Genomic DNA, 16,246 nt, shown 5'->3' with positions numbered 1-16,246 from the left:
GCGGTTCTTGGTGAGCGCGACGATGAGGGGCCGGTCGTGCAGGTTGCACGCGAGTACGAGCGCCTGGTTCAGGCGGCTGGGGGTGCTGGTCTCGCTGAACCAGGGCATCCCGGAGTCGTCGGGGAAGGTGCGGAAGTAGTCGCTGACGCGGTCGATGTGGAAGCGGTCGATGGTCATGCGGGTCTCCTTAGGCGGTGGGCTTGCGCTGGGGTTCGATCGGGGTGAGGAGCATGGAGTCCTGGTCGCGGGGGGCGAGCTTGGCGATGTGCTGTCCGCAGGCGTGTGTGTGGCCGAGGCGGGTTCCGGACCAGTCGATGCGCCACCGGGCGGGGTGGCCGCACTCGCGGCACTGGGGTCCGACGCTGGTCGTGCCGTCGCGGTAGATGCGGCTCATGCGTTGTCCTCCTGCTCGTAGTCGGTGCCCATGCGCCCGATGCGCTCCAGCGTCGCGTGGCTCTGCCGTTGGACCCACGCCCGGTTGGCGAGCGCTTCGCGGATGTTCGCGGCGAGAGCGTCCACGAACGCCCAGTCGTCGCCGCGTGGGTCGGAGGGGTTCTCGGCGAGTTCGTCGTTGATGGCGGCGAGGTGCGGCAGGTACTGGGGGAGCTGGGCGCGGAACGCCTTCTTGCGGGCGCGGTAGGAGGTGCGGGTTTCGCGGGTGCGGTCCCAGGCCATGTCGGCTCCTTGGTGGTCGGGGTGGTTAGGCGGCGAGGTCGAGCAGGTGGGCGCGGGCGGTCTTGTACTCGGTCTTGCGGGGCTTGTAGGCGGCGAGCGCGATGAGGACCTGCGCGCGGGTGTAGCGGGTGCACTTCCGGCGGGTGCCGTCCTTGAGCGCGTAGCCCTTGACGCCGGGGGTGGTCTTCTTGCGGAGGCTGGCGGCGATGCCGGTGGCGGTGGTGTCGTCGGCGCCCATGTTGCGGAGGTGGCTGCCGATGGTGTGGCGCTCGTCGCGGTGGGCGGCCCGTGCGGCGGTGCGCTGGGCGACCTGGTTGCGGCGGGCGGCGCGGTGCATGTGGCGCTTGATGCGGGCTTCGGCGACGGTGGGGCGGCGGCGGGCCATCTGTCCTCCTGGTGCTCTCGGGCTGATGACTCCAGTGTATGCCTACCGTGATAGGCATGTCAATCCCGATTGGCATATCGGAATCGGCCAACTCGTGTGGCAAGATGAGGGGATGGACACCGAAGCCCTCAAAGCCACCGCGAGACAGGTCGCGGCCGACTACGAAGACACCATCGAACGCGCCCTTGAAGAACGCGACGCACGCTTCCGCGAACTCAAAGACCAGGGCCTTTCACAGGCCGAGATCGTGCGCGCCACCGGCTACACCCGAGAGACCATCCGGCGCGCGTTGGATCCGAAGATCCGCGAGGCGGTCCGCAAGGCAGCGGCAGAGCGTCGCGCCGCGAAGAAGAAGGAGTCCTGAGATGGGACGGGAACGGCTGGAACTGACCGCCTACGGCTATCTGTCGAAACACAACAGCGCCGAGGACGACCGTGACGCCCGTGCGTGGAACGAGTTCGTCGCGGAGGTTGAGAAGCTGGCAGCGAACCCGAAGTACGCGAACATCGACCTTGACGTCGATGGGTGGCCCGCCTACGAGCACGGATGGCCTGAAGACGAAGAGGAGCCCACCTCATGACCATCGCCGAGTTCCTGACCGCACGTCTGGACGAAGAGCAGCGCATCGCCCAGGAAGCGACAGAGTACACAGACCTCGTCTACGGTGATGAAGGCCCGATGAAAACCTTGGACCCGGGCGCATTCGGAATGCAGTACAACCCCGACATCCCCGGGCTCATCGTGGACGGGCGCCGGGTGCTGCGGGAGGTCAAAGCGAAGCGGGCGATCCTCGCAGAGCACAGCGAGGAAGGACGCGGCGACCACCGGGGCTGCAACGGCTGCGGGTGGTGCCCGGGTGATGAGGTGCGCAGGAACGACATCGACGAGTGCCCCACGCTGCGCGCGCTCGCGTCGGTGTACGCCGACCATCCCGACTACGACCAGACGTGGGCGCTGTGACCCGCTAACCCCTCACACACGTCAGGCCCGCACCACACGGTGTGGGCCTTCGTCATTCCAGGTCGATGCCGAGGTAGTCGGCGAGCAGCTCCAGGCCCTCGCGCGGTAGCCCGGTCACGAGGTCGATGATGGCGTCGCGTTCTTCGGGGGTGTACGGGGCGTCGTCGTCCATGCTGTGGGTGTGCCCGCCAGGGTGGTGGGGGAGCGGTTATCCACAGGGCGCATGAGAAAAGCCCGGCACATGGACGGGCTTTCATCCCCGCGTGCGCGGGGAGCAGTGCCACCCCGAGGGGCGACGTCTGCGACGCTAGCACGCCCACGCGTGGCGCGTCAGGCGTTCACAGATTCTCCTGCGCCATGATGGCGTCGCGGATGGCGTCGGCGGCCTCGGGGGTGACCCACAGGGTCTCGCCGATGATCCGCCCGGACGCGTTCTTGAGCGGCTTGCGGTCCACGATCACCTCGTCTTCACCGTCGATGTCGATGACCTGGGACAGGTAGGCCTGGATGGCCTCATGCGCCGCCTGGCGACTGTCGAACTGGTCCTCGACCTCGTTGAGGAGGTCATAGTTGGCGACCACGGTGGCGATCTCGATCATGTGCGTCTCCTTGTACTGGGTGTAGAGCTGTCCGAGGCGGGCGGTCTTCATGCCCAGGACTTCGGCGGCAGCCTTCTGGGTTCCGTGCTCGGCGACCGCCTCGTGGACCATGCGCCCCCGCTCGGCTCCGATCTCGGAGCGAACCTGGTCGAAGATGTCGGCGAGCGCCTGCATCTTGGCGGCGGCGGGGAGGGCGTTGAGGGCGTCCCAGTCGATGCGGTAGTAGCTCATGCGTAGACGTCCTCGTCTTCGTCGCTCTCTTCGGTGTCGCCGCCGACGGCGTCGGCCCATCCGTTGCCTTCGGGGGTGCGGTGGGCGGGGCGGGCGTGCAGCACCTCGGGGGGCTGGGCTTCGGCGGCCTCGAAGAGCGCGGTGGCGATGCCTTCGCGGCGGTATTCCGAGGCGGTTTCGATGTTGGCGATGACCAGGGTGGTCATGTCGACGTAGAGCTCGGAGGCGATGTCGCCGTCGGTGGTGATGGCTTGGAAGCGGTGGAGGTCGCCGTTGTGCTCTTCGCCGGGGTAGGGGGCGGCGGCGTAGGTGATGGTGTACTCGGTGCCTTCGGTGCTGATCATGTCCGCCGCCTTTTCGGTGTGTCTTGCTGACACCTCTAAATCTAGGGTACCTATATTCACCTGTCAATAGGGTACCTAGATTCACCTTGAAACCAGCCCCTGACATGCGAAAACCCCCACCCTCCTCGCGGAAGGTGGGGGCCGGGTCCGGCGTGGTGCTTCCCCTGCCGGACCCTCCCCGGGTTCCCCAGCCCGGGGCCTGACCGTGCGCTATGCCCTCACCGGGCCGCGCACGGAGGTGTGTGGGGGCCGCCAGGTGTCCCAGCCTGGCGACCCCGTGCCCGAGGAGACGGTCTCGGGCGTCGCCCCCATCCCCCTCAGGCCGGGGCGACGTGGGTCCCGCACGCCCGCAGGGAAGGACGGGCGGGCGTGCGGGGGTCTACTCGTCAGCGGAGTCCTGGTCCTCACCTCGGGGGAGACGGGGCTTGGCCCTGGGGTCTCCCTCCTCCGCCATCCGCTTGCCGCGCTCAGCGGCTTCGGGGTCCGACTCGCCGCCGGGACTGCCATCGGGGCCGAGGCTGTACCAGCCCATCCGCGCACGACCCCGAGGAGCGCCGCCCACTCGGTGGCGGGGACGTCGAGGTGGCCGAGGTGCCGGTTCTGGGTGTCCCGGACGGCGGTGACACTGCCTTCGGCGACCTCCACACAGTTGGACGCGCCCTGGCTGTAGCTGGACTTGTGGAAGGACTTCGGGCCCTGGTTGCCGACGTTCGTCACGTCTAGCCTTTCTAGTGCGGTTTCTCCGTGTCCCCGGGGGCGGGTGCCTCCGCGATCCCCGGGGTTTCGGCGCCCTCCTTGGTGGGGGCGCCGAGTCATGTGGCGGCGTACACCCGCATCCACGCCGGGGTGTCGGCCGGGTGCGCCGGCGGACGCGGCGCCGACCGGCGCAGGGTGGTGACCTGCGCGAGGTAGTAGTCCAGCGGGCGCAGCGTGTCGGCGGTGACGGGGGCGTCGGCGTCCGCGAGGTGGCGGGTGCGGATGGGCCGGTCGTGTCCTCCGGGGCGGGCGGCGGCCTCGTACCGCCACGTGCCCTGTTCCAGGTGCACACGGATGGCCGCGGCCACGGTGTCGCCATCCATGACCCGCAGGTCCACGGACCGTCCTTCGACGACGGGGGAGAGCCCGGCGGCGCGGGCGGCATTGGCCATGATGCGGATGGCCTCCTGTGGTGTCACTGGTATCGCCTGGTCTTCCTACGTATCGCTACGTATCCCATCCTGGGGACACGTAGAGGTGTCTCTACGGTCACGGCATGAGCTCTGACCTGCGTTTTGGCCCTGATGACGACATCGACCACGAGGGTCCCGTCACCCCGTACCGCCAGCTGGCGGCGATCCTGACGGCGCGGATCGCCCGTGGGGATTGGGGTCCGAACCGGCCGATCCCGTCCGAGCAGCGCCTGGTGCAGGAGTACGGCCTGGCGCGGTCGACGGTGCGCCGGTCGATCCGCCTCCTGGTGGAGGAGGGGACGGTGTTCGTGGTCCCGCAGCGGGGCACGTTCGTGTCGCCGCGGTGAGCGCGGCCTCCAGGGGCGTCTCCGGCCGGGTGTGGGTGCCGCCGTGGGCGATGTAGACGCGCATCGTCCGGGTGAGGTCGACCAGGTCCGGGTGGGTGTCCGGCGGTTCGCACCGCCACAGCTTTGCGGGCGGCTTCACGGGTGAGCCCCCATCCGGCCGTACACCCCGGTGGGGAACGGCATTCCTGCCCGCGGCCCGGGGTTGGTCATTTGGGCCGCGAGTTCCTCCGGGCTGTCCGCCATCAACGTGGGCGCGGTGGTCGTGTGCGGGTCCCGGTCAGTGGCGATCCACGTCCGGTGGGTGCACCGGATCCAGTACCGGTCCCCGTACTCGGCGCGCAGCCGGGCGAGGTCGTCCTGGGTGCTCATGACGCCGCCTCCAACGCCTCGGTGAGCAGCGTGCGCAGCTCGGTGAGGCTGGCGGCGGACACACCGACCAGACCGTCGTGGCCGCCGGGCCGCATGGCGCACCACGTGGTGCCCCTGCCGTACACCCGCCATCCGGGGAAGTCGCGGTGGAACCGGGGCACGGCGGGGTTGCGGTCGTCGGCCACCCGTAGCCGTGCGGGCGGCGCCACGCTTGGACAGGTCATCAGCCTCACCTCGGGGATGTCGTGGTGAGGCTCACGCTACGAAGCGCAACAAAGGCCGGTGTCCCAAGTTGGGACACCGGCCTCCTTGACTCGACTCAGCTGATCTGCATCCGCCGCGCCAATCCCCGCAACGGCTCCGGAATCGACCGGTGGTAGTCCACCAGATGAGCAGCGACATGACGGGCAGACGGGTGATAGCGGGTCATCTGCGGAGCGACCCGCTCCGCCGCCACCAGCCGCTCCAAGGCTTTGTCCCGTTTCCCCAGTTCGACGTAGGCGCGTGCCATGTCGATGCCGTGGTGGGCGCGGCGTTCCGCAGGCAGCGCGACGAGTAGCGGCTCGGTGATGTTGGCATCCCGCCGCAGCGCCTCGTCGTAGTCGCCCATCTCCACAGCGACCGCCGCTCCGTGGATCGCGACGTTGGCGGGGTTGAACTGGAGCGCGTACCAGTCCTGGGTTCGGGCGGGCAACTGCCGAGCGGCTTCCACCGCCTGTTCGTGGTGGTCCCACGCCTGTGACTCAGTGGTGTCACCGGTCTGTGTACCTCGCGCGGACAATACCGCGGAACGGAGTTGGAGTGCCCCGTGGACGGCCAGCGCCTGCGGGGTATCCGGTTCGACTCGGGTCGCGGCGACCCGCACTAGGTTGAGCCCGGCCACCCACGACCCGTACATCATCATCATGAGCGCCCGGGACAGCTGCGCGAGCGCGGGCAGGTTCGGGTCATCACCGCGCGCTGCCGAGGCGGCGGCGTCCTTGATCGTGGACGTGGCGAGGTCGGTGTACCCGAGTCGGCGGGCGAGGGACACGGCGAGGGCTTGGGCCGCGTTGACGTGCCGCCAGATCTTGGGGGAGTCGGCGGTGTGGGCGTGGACGGCGAGTTCGGTGAGCAGGGCGGGCAGCGACGTGCCGACTTGGAGGTGTTTGGCGTCCTTTGAGGCGAGTCGGAGCGCTTCGATTTGGCGGGCGAGTTCGCTCACTGGCCGGGGTTCCATGCCGAGGTCCAGGGGGACGTCGATGGCGTCCAGGGCGCGGCGCACCTCGGGGATGGTGGCGTGGACGCGGTCGGTGGCGGTCGTCTCGCCCCGGAACGGTTGGCCGCTGATCTCGGTGGGGTCCACTGAGAGGGCGGTGGAGACCGCGGCGATGAATGCGGGGGTGGCCACCCGGTCTCCTGTTTCGACTTTGGCGATGAGGCCTCGGGATACGTGGGAGCGTCCGGCGAGTCCGTGTTGGGTGAGGCCGCGGAGTTTACGGAGGCGCGCTACTCGTTGTCCGGTGGTCTCGGTATCGTGGGACATATCAGCCCCGTCCTTCCCTGTGTGGTCGCTCTCTCAGGGTAGGTCGGGGCTTTTCTACTGTCAGGGGTGCGGCCTTGTTGTTACCGGCCGCCCGTGGTTGGTGTGAGCGCGTTGGCGACTTCGCCCCATGGGGGGAGCCGGCGCGCCGGGTCGTAGAGGACGTTGACGGAGGGGATCTCTTCCAGAGCGCGGAGACTGCGGTCGAACGCGGGATGCTGCGCGAGTGCTTGCCCGGCCTTGGGCACGATGAAGGTGGGCACGTTGCGGCCGATCATCTCGCACAGTAGGGCGACTGCGAAGGTGTCGGCGAGCCCGAGGGCGGTGCGGTTGGTGCTGTTGAACGACCAGGGGCAGGCGAGGATGACGTCTGGTGGGGGTAGGGACTTGCCGGTTCCAGGCAGTCGGAACTTGGTCCGAACGGGTTCTCCCGTCAGTTTTCCGATTGCTTCCAGGTTGTGGAAGCGTTCCCCGGTTGGGGTGGACACGACGGTGATGTCCCAGCTGTCGGCGGTTAGGAGTTGCACGAGGTCTGGGAGGGTTTCGGTGTCGGTGGTGGGGGCGCCGGAGGTGACGAGGTAGAGGGTTTTCGCCATGGGGGCAGTGTAGGGGCGTGGGTGTGGGGGGTAGGGTGTTTCGCGGATCGGGTCCCGGCCGCTGCGTAGGCGTGGGGCCCGTTCGCGTTACTGCCCGTCGGTCACCTCAGACAGGCCGTCGCGGTGGTGGAGCCGCCAACGGACACCAGCCTCGTCGGTGAAGTCCACATAAACTTCGTCGTTCGTGACTTTCTTCAGCCAGTAGAGCCGTGCTTCCCCCCCTCGGGGGATGAACGCCACCATCGAGTTTTGAGCCCGCCCGTTGTTTCCCGAGATGCCTAACTCAAAAGGCTGGGATCCTGATGCGCAGGTGATCTTGGTAATGGGACCATCGCTCCGGTTGGAGACGATAAAACGTGTGGTTGTGGAACCCATTTGGACGCCGGACGGGCTGGTGTAGGCCAGGGCAACCGCGTGATCGTCGGCGTCAGCGGGCCACCCACTGAATGCCCTCAACTCGATCATTCGCGCTTGCGCTTCACGTTCCTGCCACTCACGCTTCTTCCGCTCTCTGATCTCGCCTTGAAGCGCGGCAATGGTGACTTTGAGAGCCTTGGCCTGCTTGGAAATGAGGACTAGGGCGACAGTGAACGCACCGATGGTGCCGACTGCAGCGACGGATCCGGCGATCGCTGCGACCCATTCGGGCGTCCACTCTGATGGGCTGATCAGGATGTCCATGCGCTCCTCCGGGGGGTTGGGGTCCTGATTGTGCCAGTGCTCGCGCCGTGTTGGTGGGGGTTTGGGCGTGCGTGTGGCCTCCGCCTCCGAAGGAACCGCCGGACGACTGACCCCCCGAAACCCCCGCTTGCCGGGGGTTTTGTCCGCTTTGATGCACGTGCCCAGCCGACACAGCAAACCCGCCCGGCAACAGCCAGGCGGGTCTCATCGTCTCAGCGGATCAGCGCTCGTGCGGAGGGGTGTACGGCTTCGCCACGATGAACCAGTCGTTCGTGCCCTCCTCGTAGTAGCGGGAGAGCACGTAGGTCTTCCCGTTGCAGGACACGAGCGGGGCGCCGGTCTCGTCGGACTTGCTGGTGATGGCGACGCTGTAGCCGTGGGATTCGGCGTCGAACCGCCACATCTCGGCGCACTCGGCCCACTTGGCGTTCTCGCCGTCGCTGAGGCCGTTGTAGATGACGGTGTGCTCGGTGATGTCGGTGCGCTGCATGGTCTTCTCCTTGCGTCCTCGTTCGACGAGCTGCTGTACGGTGCCGCGCTGAAGGCCGATCTCGGCACCGATCTTGGCGTAGGACAGGCCGGACTCGGCGTGGTAGGCGGCGAGCACTCTCGCGCGTTCCGCGCCGATCCTGTCCACCTCGGCTTGCGCGGTGTTCTGCTGGGCAGTGAGGGCGCGGAACCGTTCGACGTAGTCGCTCATGCGGACTCCGCTCGGGCGACCAGCTCGGACCACGTCAGCGTCTCGATGACCTTCGTGGGGACGGCGAGGGGGTCGCCGTCGGCCCCGTCGCCGGTCCACTCGCCCTCGAACACGTAGATGGTGCCCATGTCGTCGGTGGGGGTGGCGTGCTGCTGTTTGAAGTAGGCGACGAGCCCGGCGGCGTCCCAGGTGCAGGAGTAGCCGCGTTCGCAGTCGAGGGTGCCGTCGCCGTCGCAGTCGGCGCATTCGGTGATCATGCCGTCGTCGCAGTGGTGGCAGCCCTGCCCGTCGCAGGATTCGTGGATCTCGGGGGTTTGTTCGCCGGTGCCATCGCAGGCGACGCAGGTGTAGGAGCTGCCGTCGTCGGTGAAGGAGCTTCCCCAGGGTGCGGACCAGGCGTTGTCGGCGGTGAAGGCGGGGGCTCCGGTGTGGTGGAGGCGGTAGAACGTTTCAGGCGTCTGCATGTACCCACTGTGCATCACCTCGAAGTGGATTGCAAGTAGGGTACGTGCAAGCTAGGTTCGGGGTATGGACGAAGACATCGACATCCCCGAAAACGTCGGCGGCGACGTCACCTTCACACCTGACCCGCTCTACAAGGGCGAAGGGGAAGAGGTCCGCATCAACGGGCAGATCGTGGGCCGAATCCGCCGCATGTCCAGCGGTGCGTACACCGGCACGGCGGGGTCCGTGTCCGTGGTGGGTGGCCTGTACAACCCGGGCGGTGGCGCGCCGTCGCGCAAGCCGACCAGGTCGGACGCGATCACACTGGTGTTGGAGCAGGCGCGGGAGAACCTGCGCTACGAGGCGAAGTGCAGGAGGGAGGGGACGGGCTACTAGGACCGGGTGAAGCCCCCATATCCCAGGTAAACTGGGCCCCATAACCACATAAAGCGAGCCCGCACGACGCGCCAACGTCGATACGGGCTCTGACCATCCAACCTGCGTACTCAGGAAGGACGGCTGGGGATGAATCCTAGCCTCATGGTAGCCCGTACCCGGAATCCGGGGGCTGCCCTTCGAGCCACACTCACGTTCCACCTCCCCACGGAGGTGACGCCGTGAGCATCCAGCACATGCAGATGGTCTTCGACGCCGGAGACCTCACCGCCCCACAGAAGGCGGTCCTGCTGGCCTACTGCAACTTCACCGACGCCCACGGCTACTGCTGGCCCGGCGTCGAGCGCATCGCCGACATGACCGGCCTCTCCGCCAGCGGCGTCAAGAAGGTCCGCAAGCAGCTCATCGAAGCGAAGCTGATGACCACCGTCAGCCGGGGCAAGAAGGGCGGCGGCCGGAAGACCAACGGGTCCCGGATCAACGTCAAGAAGCTCCAGAAGATGAAGCTGCCGCCCCGTGAGTACGACGACAACATCGTGCCCGAACTCGGCTTCGAGGAAGACCACGAGCCGGAGGAGACCGGAGCGAAGGTACCTGAGGGGCACACCAATGGTTCCCCTGAGGTACCGCAAAGGTACCCGGAGGGTACTAACGAAGGTACCTGTGGTGACCCCTATCCATCAGTAGATCCCTCAGGTAATCCATCAGGTGAACCATCATCTTCTTCGGTGACCGCCGAAGGTGAAGCCGAGCCCGAATCGGTTCCCGCCCCGGCGACGAAGAAGATGAAGACAGTCGAACAGATCATCATCGACAAACTCAGCAGCACCGACGCCCAACCCCAAGGCGGACCACCCACCCCCGACGAAGCCACAGCCGTCAAGCGGCGGGTGATCGCCCAGGCTGCCGCTGACGGGGTGCGCGTCCACTCGCCAGCGGGCTACCTGTCCGGTCGGGACGTGGTCCTGTTGGAGCAGGACCTCGCGGCCGTGCGCGGTCACCAGACGGCCGCTGGCGAGCAGCCAGGCGGCTGGTCATGGGAGAACCAGCTACGCGCCGAACGACGCGCCAGGAACCGCCACACGCCCTACAAGAACCCTGAGAACCAGGACATGTACGACGAACCCCTACTCCCCGCGCCACGACCCCAAGCCGGGGCACGCGGAGGCGTCGTCACCGCCGAAGGACTCGCCACCGGCCGCGACGTCTTCCGCATCTGACCACCCCGGGCACCGGCAACCAGTGCCGGTGCCCGCCCACACCCAGCACTAACGAGGAGCCAATGGACGAATCCCCGCCAACCGGGCCGCCTCCTCCACGCTGTACGCATACAACACACGCACACTCGACGACCCACGCGGCTCCAACCGCCACACCGCACCATTCCCGTGCTCCCCCGGGCCCAGACGGGTAAAGAGCACGTGCGGGAACCGAGAGGAGAGATCATGCAGTTCGGAATCACCCATGCGGGCCAGCCTAACCGCCCAACCCCTCACCCTCAGGCCGGTCGGTGCACAGCCGGTGGGGAGCACGTGTACGTCAAGAACTCAGACGGGAAGCTCGCGTGCACCAAGTGCGGGGCGCTGATGTCCTGACCGTCTCGGGCGCCGGGGCTGTCCGGCGCCCGCCCCACACACCAACGACAGGAGCCACCCATGCCCGTCCCTGAGCGTCTGGCCGCCGCCATCTGCGAACACGGGGTCGAGTTGGACATGTGCGACACCCTCGGGTGCGCGCAGGAATACAACCGGCTCGCTGAAGAGCACGGCGCGTCGGCCGGCGACGAACCCTCAACCCAGAGTTGAGAGTTCCGGACCATTCAGCCTCCCTCCGGCCGGTACCCCTCGACGACCTCCCACGACCCGCCGCTGACTGCCCGCGCGATGCACGCCAGCCGGGCCACCAACCGGTCCGCGTCCGGCGGCGGGATGACGAACACGTCCTGGTCCTCGCCGGGCGCGTACACCACCAGGTGCTCCCGTGGGGACAGCAGGGCGCACACCTCCCGCCACGCCCGGAGCGCCTCCGGCGCGGGGTTGGGATGGGCGACGGTCAGGAACCGGACGCCCTGCGTCGCCTGGAGTGCCTCGATCACGGCCGCGGACGGTTCGTCCGACAGCAGCTGGATCATGTCGCGCAACCAGGCGGCGTCCGTGTCCAGCCGCTGACGCTCGGCCCTGTGGCCGCTGGGGGAGTCGGGGGAGTTGTGGTCCATGCGCGCCCCTGTCCGTCCGTGGGGTCGGGGTGGCAGTTTGCCAGACAGGAACCGGTTTGTGGAGGGTTCGACCGTAAAATCCGATTTGCTCGACATCGAGACACCCACGAGCACGCGAAAGGCCCCCGCCCAAAGACGGAGGCCGACGCTCACTCCTTGCGACCGAACTCGCACACCACCCGCTCAGCAGGGATCTTCTGCCGGATCCGCTCTTCCACGGCCTTCGCCACGTGTGGCCCCAAATCCTCATCCGGACCCAGACCGTGGTCAGCCCGGAACCGCTTCTGCTGCTCCGGGCTCATCTTCACCACGACCTCGAACTCGTGATGCTCCAACTCCTCGCCCACCAAGTCTCCTCTCGTAGCCATGCGACCAGCGTAAAGACACGGACGGAAGCCAGTCAGGCGAACACGCAAAAGGCCCCGCCGAAGCGGGGCCAATGTGGGCGGCCGGTGTTACCAGCACCGACCGCCCATAGGCGTAGCTCCTGTCTGGAGATGACAACCGGTCAGTACTCTGACCTCGATGAGGAGCTACGCCCTTGGAATACGCACCATCAGTCTACGACGCCTCGCCCACGTGCCGCTCACACGTTGAACTCGGGCAGCGGCTCCGGCCCCACGTACTGCTGGCACCGGCAGTCCCGAGGCGGCGCACCCTCCACCTCCACCTCAGCGGCGCACGCACCCGCCCCCACCTCAGCCGGGGCATGGAACGCACGAGCATGCCCGCACTGGCACACCGCAGGCGGGTTGAGCGCGTCACGCTTCTTCTGCTCCAGGGCGGCCCGGCGGTGCTGCTGCGAGGCGACGAACGCGCGGATCTGCGGCCACCCCAACAAGGTGACCAGGGCGAACAGGCCGAGGGTTCCGGTGACAGCGGAAAGGGGGTCCATATATCCATCCTAGGGTCGAACAACGGCTCTGGCAGGGGGTTCACGCGCCCGGGACCGGCGGCATCCCCAGCGCCATCACCAGCGGCGACACGCCCAGCGACCCCCACATGATCACCACCTCCACCGGGCTCTTGCCCGTGTGGAACGCGACCGGGGAGCGGAACATCCACCACCGCTTCCCGCGATGCTTGACCGGCCACGCCAACGGGACGCCGGACCGGGTGAGCCAGTCTCCGAGGATGTGCACCAGCGTGCCGACGCCGACCGTCAACCCGACCAGCCACGCCGCACCACCATCAGCCACCACCGCGCCCGTCGCCACGAGGAGCGCGACCACCGACGCGGCGAGCTTGCGCTTCCGCAACGGCCCCAACCACCGCACCGCACGCGCCACCGTGCCGAGCCCCAGTGCCGCCATCGCAAACACCACCACGCCGAGACCCAGAGGCGCGAGAGCGGACAGCCCCCACGCCACCAACCCGAACACCACCACCGCGGGGAGAGTGTGGGTCAGGTGCCGGTGGCCGCCGTCCTTCCCCGCCCGCAGCTCATACGGCGTCGCCGTCGACTCGTACACCCGCGACGACGCCGACCGCAACAGCGACGCCACACCCTCCGTCGCCGCACCCAGCGACCGGCCCACCGTCGACCCCGGCTCATCCAGATCCGGCAACAGCGCCGCGCCCGCGCCGACCGCGGCACAGACCAACGGATCCGCCGCATGCGAACCCAACACCGCACCGACCGCCGCACCGGCCAACAGGCCCGTCGCGGCATGACTCGTACCCATCATCAGCAACTCCAAGGAAGGGGGAGGAGGGGGAACCGAGTCCCCCTCTCGGACAAGAAAAGGGGGCGCCCGCTCACACCGAACGAGCGCCCACCGATCACCAGCCGCTCACTCGCCAGTGACCGCCGCCCGGTCACGCTTGGCGGTCGGCACGCTCACCGGGAACCCCGCGTCCGTGAGCGCCTGAGCGATCGCCGGACCGGTCATCTCCGGGTCATCGGCCAGCAGTCGAGCGACGATCGCCCGCCGCTCACCCACCGACCCCGACACCGGCCGGGCGGGGCGCTCATCCGCCGCGGGCTCCGTGGGGGCGTCCTCGTCCTGGCTGCCGCTCAGCAGCCGCTCGTAGTCGGCCTCCGACAGCTCCTCACGCCGCTCACCCGCCGTCACCTGCGTGATCGCCTCCCGTTCAGAGGGCCGCTCAACCTCCTCCACGGTGGTGACCGGGGCCCGCTCAGCGCGCTCGGTCGCCTCCAGATCAGCGAGCGACGGCACCCGCTCACCGTTGCGGTCACGGTCCGGGCGAGCGGTCGCCACCGCGTCGTCGATGATCCCGATCAGCCACGCCGTGAGCGCCGCCCCGAGCGGGCCAATCGAGTGAGCGATCAGAGCGACCACCGCAGTGAGCGACCCCCCGTCCGGCCAGTGCCCCGCAGCGTTCAGAGCGATCGACACGGTGAGCGCTCCCCACTCCGCGAGCGTCGCCCGCAACCCGAGGTCGCCGCCGGATGAGCGCAGCACCGCGCGGACGATGATGAGCCCGCCCACGATCGTGATGAGCGCCGGCTCCAGCCCCCACGCCGCCCACCACATCGGCGACCCGGCTTCGATCGCGAGCAGCAGCGTGAGCCCGGCGTGCACCCCGGCGGTCGACCAGGCGGCGAACGCCACCAGCACGGGCAGCAGCACCATCAGGGAGGTGGTGCGCACTCGGGAGACCCGCAGGGCGCGCATCTCCGCGGACTGTTGGATCCGGGCGCGGGTGCGGGCTCGCTCGCCGGACACTGACGCGCGGCGCCGCAGCCCGTTGAGCGCGGTCTCCTCCGACGCGTCGCGGTTCTCCTCACGGCGCTGACGCCGGTCACGCCGGGCCTTGGCGCGCTCCCCAGACACCGCGAGCTGGTGCTGTACGCGCGCCTGCAACGACAGGACACGGTGGTCGCGCTTGAGCCCCGCCCACGCCCGCGACACGCTCAGACGCCGCTCCAACTCCTTCGTGGCGCCGTCCGGGACGTCCTCCGTGCTCGTGGTCTCGATCTCCTGTGCCATGGTGGTGGTGCCCTTTCTGTGGGGTGGTGGCCCGCGGTGCTTGGTCGTATCGGCGGGCCATCTTCATGTCGTGTGACGGTGTGACGCCCGGCCTCCACGCCCCCGGTTTTGGGGGTCGGAGGGGCGGAAACGGGGGTGCCTCGCCCGGGGCGTCACGGTGTTACAGCAGGTCAGAGCGTTACGGAGGTGTGGCGGCGTCACAGTGTGACGGCCGGTGTCACAGGCGCCGTCACGCGGGTGTCACGGCCATCGCCTCCTCGATGTCGCGCCGGTACCAGCCCCGCGCCGGCGCCCCATCGACCCGCAGCGAGTGCGGCGGGCAGCACCCCGCAGCCGTCATCCGGTCCCGCAGCAGGTCCTCGTCGCCGCCCGTGAGCCGGTCCGCGAGCTGGGTGCGGGTGGCCCGGTCCGAACCGAGGTCGGCCATGACCCGCAGCGCACCCACGAGGATGTCGTCCACGATCTCGGCGTCCTCGATCCCGTCGTCGTCCCCCGCGGGCAGAGCCGGGCGGCCCTCCGACGCGGGGGAGGGGGCGTCAAACCCGAGGTCCCAGTCCGCGGTGAACGTCCCCGCCACCACCACCGGGTCGGGCTCCTCCTCGACGAGTTCGGCGTCCTCCACGAACAACTCCCGCATCCGCGAGTAGCGGGACGCGTAATCCTCCCCAGCCACCTTCGCGGACGCCTCATCCAGATCCGGGCGCACCCGAGCGATCCGCAACGCGGCCTGCTCCATGTCGTCAGGCAGGATGTTCCACCCCTGATACCGGGTCGGCAGAGCCCCGTCCACACCGATCCACCCGGACCCCTTCGCGATCAGGTGCTCGGGGCGCAGCTTCATCTCCCACGCCGACTCGAACACCGCCGCGATCTCCTTCTGCTGGCGCACCTTCATGCAGATCCCCACACCGGTCTGGGTGGACATCGCCGCGGGTACCAGATCCCCGGTACCGCGCAACACGGATAGGACGAGGTTGACGGCTTCGTTGCGGGCGATGCGCTGGATCTCCTCCAACGTGTCCGCCAGCTCGGTCACCGCGCCCTTGCCTGCGGCGGCCATCGCCTCGGCACCCTCGTCGAGGATGATCACGATCTCCGGCAGGTCCGCGCCCACCGGCAACAGGTTGGTGTTCGCGGCCTTCTTCCGCTTCCGGTACGCGGTCTTGCGGTGCTTGGCGATCCTCACCGCCGCCTTGGTCATGCGGATCGCCTCATCCACCGTCGGGGCGGCCCAGTCGATCGGACAGCGTTGCACCCGCCCGTCCAACCACACATCGATCCACGGCTGCGTCATCCCGCCACCGTTGAGGTCGATGTGCCACACCAAAGCGTCACGGCACATGCCCACGGTCGCGGTGATCCCGTGCAGCAGGGTGGTCTTCCCGGCACCCTTCTTCCCCACGATCAGCCACGACTCCTCACGGGCCGGCGCCTGCGTGACATCGCCGTTGGGGTGCACCCCGATCGGGATCCCATCGAGGATGCTGCGCTGCTCCTCCCACAAAGGGTGCATCTCGTTGATGTCATCGAGCGTCCGGGTGGGCACCCGCAGCACCACCACCCGCTGCCCCTCACCCGCGGGTTCGATCGCTTCGATCGAGCACCCGTGCGGCAGGTTCGCGTCCGCCGCCAGACCGGGCAGCAGGTACCGGAGCTGG

The 16,246-nt window shown here is 68.4% G+C and carries 27 protein-coding genes and 1 pseudogene; 7 read left to right on the top strand and 21 right to left on the bottom strand.

What is annotated here, in order from left to right:
- Positions 1-187: 187 nt before the first annotated feature.
- The 3 genes from D471_RS0131560 to D471_RS0131550 are packed head-to-tail and all read right to left on the bottom strand — an operon-like array spanning position 188 to position 1,060.
- Positions 188-394, bottom strand: coding sequence for a hypothetical protein (locus D471_RS0131560; RefSeq protein WP_017602312.1), 207 nt, complete (start codon positions 392-394; stop codon positions 188-190).
- Positions 391-675 (bottom strand): hypothetical protein, encoded by a 285-nt coding sequence (locus D471_RS0131555; protein ID WP_017602311.1) that lies wholly within the window; start codon positions 673-675, stop codon positions 391-393. Before D471_RS0131555 ends, D471_RS0131560 begins: the two co-directional genes overlap by 4 nt.
- Before the next feature lie 25 nt (positions 676-700).
- On the bottom strand, positions 701-1,060 hold the full coding sequence (locus D471_RS0131550) for a hypothetical protein (RefSeq protein ID WP_017602310.1): 360 nt from the start codon (positions 1,058-1,060) through the stop codon (positions 701-703).
- 112 nt (positions 1,061-1,172) lie between these two features.
- On the opposite strand from D471_RS0131550, the gene D471_RS37310 reads away from it, so the two are divergent.
- From D471_RS37310 to D471_RS0131535, 3 genes are read left to right on the top strand one after another with little or no spacing between them, the layout of a single operon-like run.
- The gene (locus tag D471_RS37310; RefSeq protein ID WP_017602309.1) at positions 1,173-1,424 is read left to right on the top strand and encodes a hypothetical protein; all 252 of its coding nucleotides are present in this window, start codon (positions 1,173-1,175) and stop codon (positions 1,422-1,424) included.
- 1 nt (position 1,425) lies between these two features.
- A complete protein-coding gene (locus tag D471_RS0131540) occupies positions 1,426-1,641 on the top strand; it encodes a hypothetical protein (RefSeq protein ID WP_017602308.1) in 216 nt (71 codons plus the stop codon).
- A complete protein-coding gene (locus D471_RS0131535) occupies positions 1,638-2,021 on the top strand; it encodes a DUF6221 family protein (protein WP_017602307.1) in 384 nt (127 codons plus the stop codon). Before D471_RS0131540 ends, D471_RS0131535 begins: the two co-directional genes overlap by 4 nt.
- 338 nt (positions 2,022-2,359) lie before the next feature.
- Here D471_RS0131535 and D471_RS0131525 read toward each other — a convergent pair whose 3' ends face one another.
- From D471_RS0131525 to D471_RS0131510, 5 genes and pseudogenes are all read right to left on the bottom strand, one after another.
- The gene (locus D471_RS0131525; protein ID WP_017602305.1) at positions 2,360-2,851 is read right to left on the bottom strand and encodes a hypothetical protein; all 492 of its coding nucleotides are present in this window, start codon (positions 2,849-2,851) and stop codon (positions 2,360-2,362) included.
- Positions 2,848-3,195, bottom strand: coding sequence for a hypothetical protein (locus D471_RS0131520; RefSeq protein WP_017602304.1), 348 nt, complete (start codon positions 3,193-3,195; stop codon positions 2,848-2,850). Before D471_RS0131520 ends, D471_RS0131525 begins: the two co-directional genes overlap by 4 nt.
- Positions 3,196-3,574: 379 nt before the next feature.
- Positions 3,575-3,727, bottom strand: a complete 153-nt coding sequence (locus D471_RS42250; RefSeq protein ID WP_241479762.1) for a hypothetical protein — start codon at positions 3,725-3,727, stop codon at positions 3,575-3,577.
- A 14-nt stretch (positions 3,728-3,741) separates the two neighbouring features.
- Positions 3,742-4,011, bottom strand: a pseudogene (locus D471_RS42585) (DUF397 domain-containing protein); the annotation flags it as partial.
- A complete protein-coding gene (locus tag D471_RS0131510; protein WP_152486531.1) occupies positions 4,008-4,343 on the bottom strand; it encodes a hypothetical protein in 336 nt (111 codons plus the stop codon). The pseudogene D471_RS42585 and the gene D471_RS0131510, both read right to left, overlap by 4 nt.
- Before the next feature lie 104 nt (positions 4,344-4,447).
- On the opposite strand from D471_RS0131510, the gene D471_RS0131505 reads away from it, so the two are divergent.
- A complete protein-coding gene (locus tag D471_RS0131505; RefSeq protein WP_017602301.1) occupies positions 4,448-4,711 on the top strand; it encodes a GntR family transcriptional regulator in 264 nt (87 codons plus the stop codon).
- A gap of 135 nt (positions 4,712-4,846) precedes the next feature.
- Here the strand turns inward: D471_RS0131505 and D471_RS37305 are convergent, their stop codons facing one another.
- The 7 genes from D471_RS37305 to D471_RS0131475 form a co-directional block, all read right to left on the bottom strand.
- Complete coding sequence (locus D471_RS37305) at positions 4,847-5,080, bottom strand: hypothetical protein (RefSeq protein ID WP_017602300.1); 234 nt, start codon at positions 5,078-5,080, stop codon at positions 4,847-4,849.
- Complete coding sequence (locus D471_RS37300) at positions 5,077-5,304, bottom strand: hypothetical protein (RefSeq protein ID WP_241479761.1); 228 nt, start codon at positions 5,302-5,304, stop codon at positions 5,077-5,079. Before D471_RS37300 ends, D471_RS37305 begins: the two co-directional genes overlap by 4 nt.
- A gap of 95 nt (positions 5,305-5,399) precedes the next feature.
- Positions 5,400-6,605 carry a helix-turn-helix domain-containing protein gene (locus D471_RS0131495; protein ID WP_083924472.1) on the bottom strand — a complete coding sequence of 402 codons (1,206 nt, stop codon included), beginning with the start codon at positions 6,603-6,605 and terminating at the stop codon, positions 5,400-5,402.
- An 80-nt stretch (positions 6,606-6,685) separates the two neighbouring features.
- Complete coding sequence (locus D471_RS0131490; RefSeq protein ID WP_017602297.1) at positions 6,686-7,198, bottom strand: flavoprotein; 513 nt, start codon at positions 7,196-7,198, stop codon at positions 6,686-6,688.
- Between the two features lie 87 nt (positions 7,199-7,285).
- Entirely contained in the window at positions 7,286-7,879 is a 594-nt protein-coding gene (locus D471_RS0131485; protein ID WP_017602296.1) for a hypothetical protein, read from the bottom strand.
- 220 nt (positions 7,880-8,099) lie between these two features.
- Complete coding sequence (locus tag D471_RS0131480) at positions 8,100-8,579, bottom strand: hypothetical protein (RefSeq protein WP_017602295.1); 480 nt, start codon at positions 8,577-8,579, stop codon at positions 8,100-8,102.
- Complete coding sequence (locus tag D471_RS0131475) at positions 8,576-9,043, bottom strand: hypothetical protein (RefSeq protein WP_017602294.1); 468 nt, start codon at positions 9,041-9,043, stop codon at positions 8,576-8,578. The genes D471_RS0131480 and D471_RS0131475 overlap by 4 nt, the downstream gene beginning before the upstream one ends.
- A gap of 64 nt (positions 9,044-9,107) precedes the next feature.
- On the opposite strand from D471_RS0131475, the gene D471_RS0131470 reads away from it, so the two are divergent.
- From D471_RS0131470 to D471_RS40620, 3 genes are all read left to right on the top strand, one after another.
- Positions 9,108-9,419: a hypothetical protein gene (locus D471_RS0131470; RefSeq protein WP_017602293.1), complete on the top strand. Its 312-nt coding sequence runs from the start codon at positions 9,108-9,110 to the stop codon at positions 9,417-9,419.
- A gap of 221 nt (positions 9,420-9,640) precedes the next feature.
- Positions 9,641-10,639 carry a helix-turn-helix domain-containing protein gene (locus D471_RS0131465; RefSeq protein ID WP_017602292.1) on the top strand — a complete coding sequence of 333 codons (999 nt, stop codon included), beginning with the start codon at positions 9,641-9,643 and terminating at the stop codon, positions 10,637-10,639.
- A 435-nt stretch (positions 10,640-11,074) separates the two neighbouring features.
- Positions 11,075-11,224 (top strand): hypothetical protein, encoded by a 150-nt coding sequence (locus tag D471_RS40620; protein ID WP_017602291.1) that lies wholly within the window; start codon positions 11,075-11,077, stop codon positions 11,222-11,224.
- Between the two features lie 14 nt (positions 11,225-11,238).
- On the opposite strand, the gene D471_RS0131455 is transcribed toward D471_RS40620, so the two are convergent.
- The 6 genes from D471_RS0131455 to D471_RS40615 all read right to left on the bottom strand — a co-directional run.
- The gene (locus D471_RS0131455; protein ID WP_017602290.1) at positions 11,239-11,634 is read right to left on the bottom strand and encodes a uracil-DNA glycosylase family protein; all 396 of its coding nucleotides are present in this window, start codon (positions 11,632-11,634) and stop codon (positions 11,239-11,241) included.
- Between the two features lie 149 nt (positions 11,635-11,783).
- On the bottom strand, positions 11,784-12,002 hold the full coding sequence (locus D471_RS0131450) for a hypothetical protein (protein ID WP_152486530.1): 219 nt from the start codon (positions 12,000-12,002) through the stop codon (positions 11,784-11,786).
- Between the two features lie 218 nt (positions 12,003-12,220).
- A complete protein-coding gene (locus tag D471_RS37295; RefSeq protein ID WP_017602288.1) occupies positions 12,221-12,529 on the bottom strand; it encodes a hypothetical protein in 309 nt (102 codons plus the stop codon).
- Between the two features lie 40 nt (positions 12,530-12,569).
- Positions 12,570-13,322 carry a metal-dependent hydrolase gene (locus D471_RS0131440; protein ID WP_017602287.1) on the bottom strand — a complete coding sequence of 251 codons (753 nt, stop codon included), beginning with the start codon at positions 13,320-13,322 and terminating at the stop codon, positions 12,570-12,572.
- 105 nt (positions 13,323-13,427) lie between these two features.
- Positions 13,428-14,588, bottom strand: coding sequence for a hypothetical protein (locus D471_RS38020; protein WP_017602286.1), 1,161 nt, complete (start codon positions 14,586-14,588; stop codon positions 13,428-13,430).
- A 229-nt stretch (positions 14,589-14,817) separates the two neighbouring features.
- A partial coding sequence (locus D471_RS40615; protein ID WP_017602285.1) for a hypothetical protein occupies positions 14,818-16,246 on the bottom strand: 1,429 nt, incomplete at its 5' end.

Source organism: Nocardiopsis lucentensis DSM 44048 (genome assembly GCF_000341125.1).
GTDB classification, from domain to species: Bacteria; Actinomycetota; Actinomycetes; order Streptosporangiales; family Streptosporangiaceae; genus Nocardiopsis; species Nocardiopsis lucentensis.
This window is presented reverse-complemented; position numbering and strand designations above follow the sequence as displayed.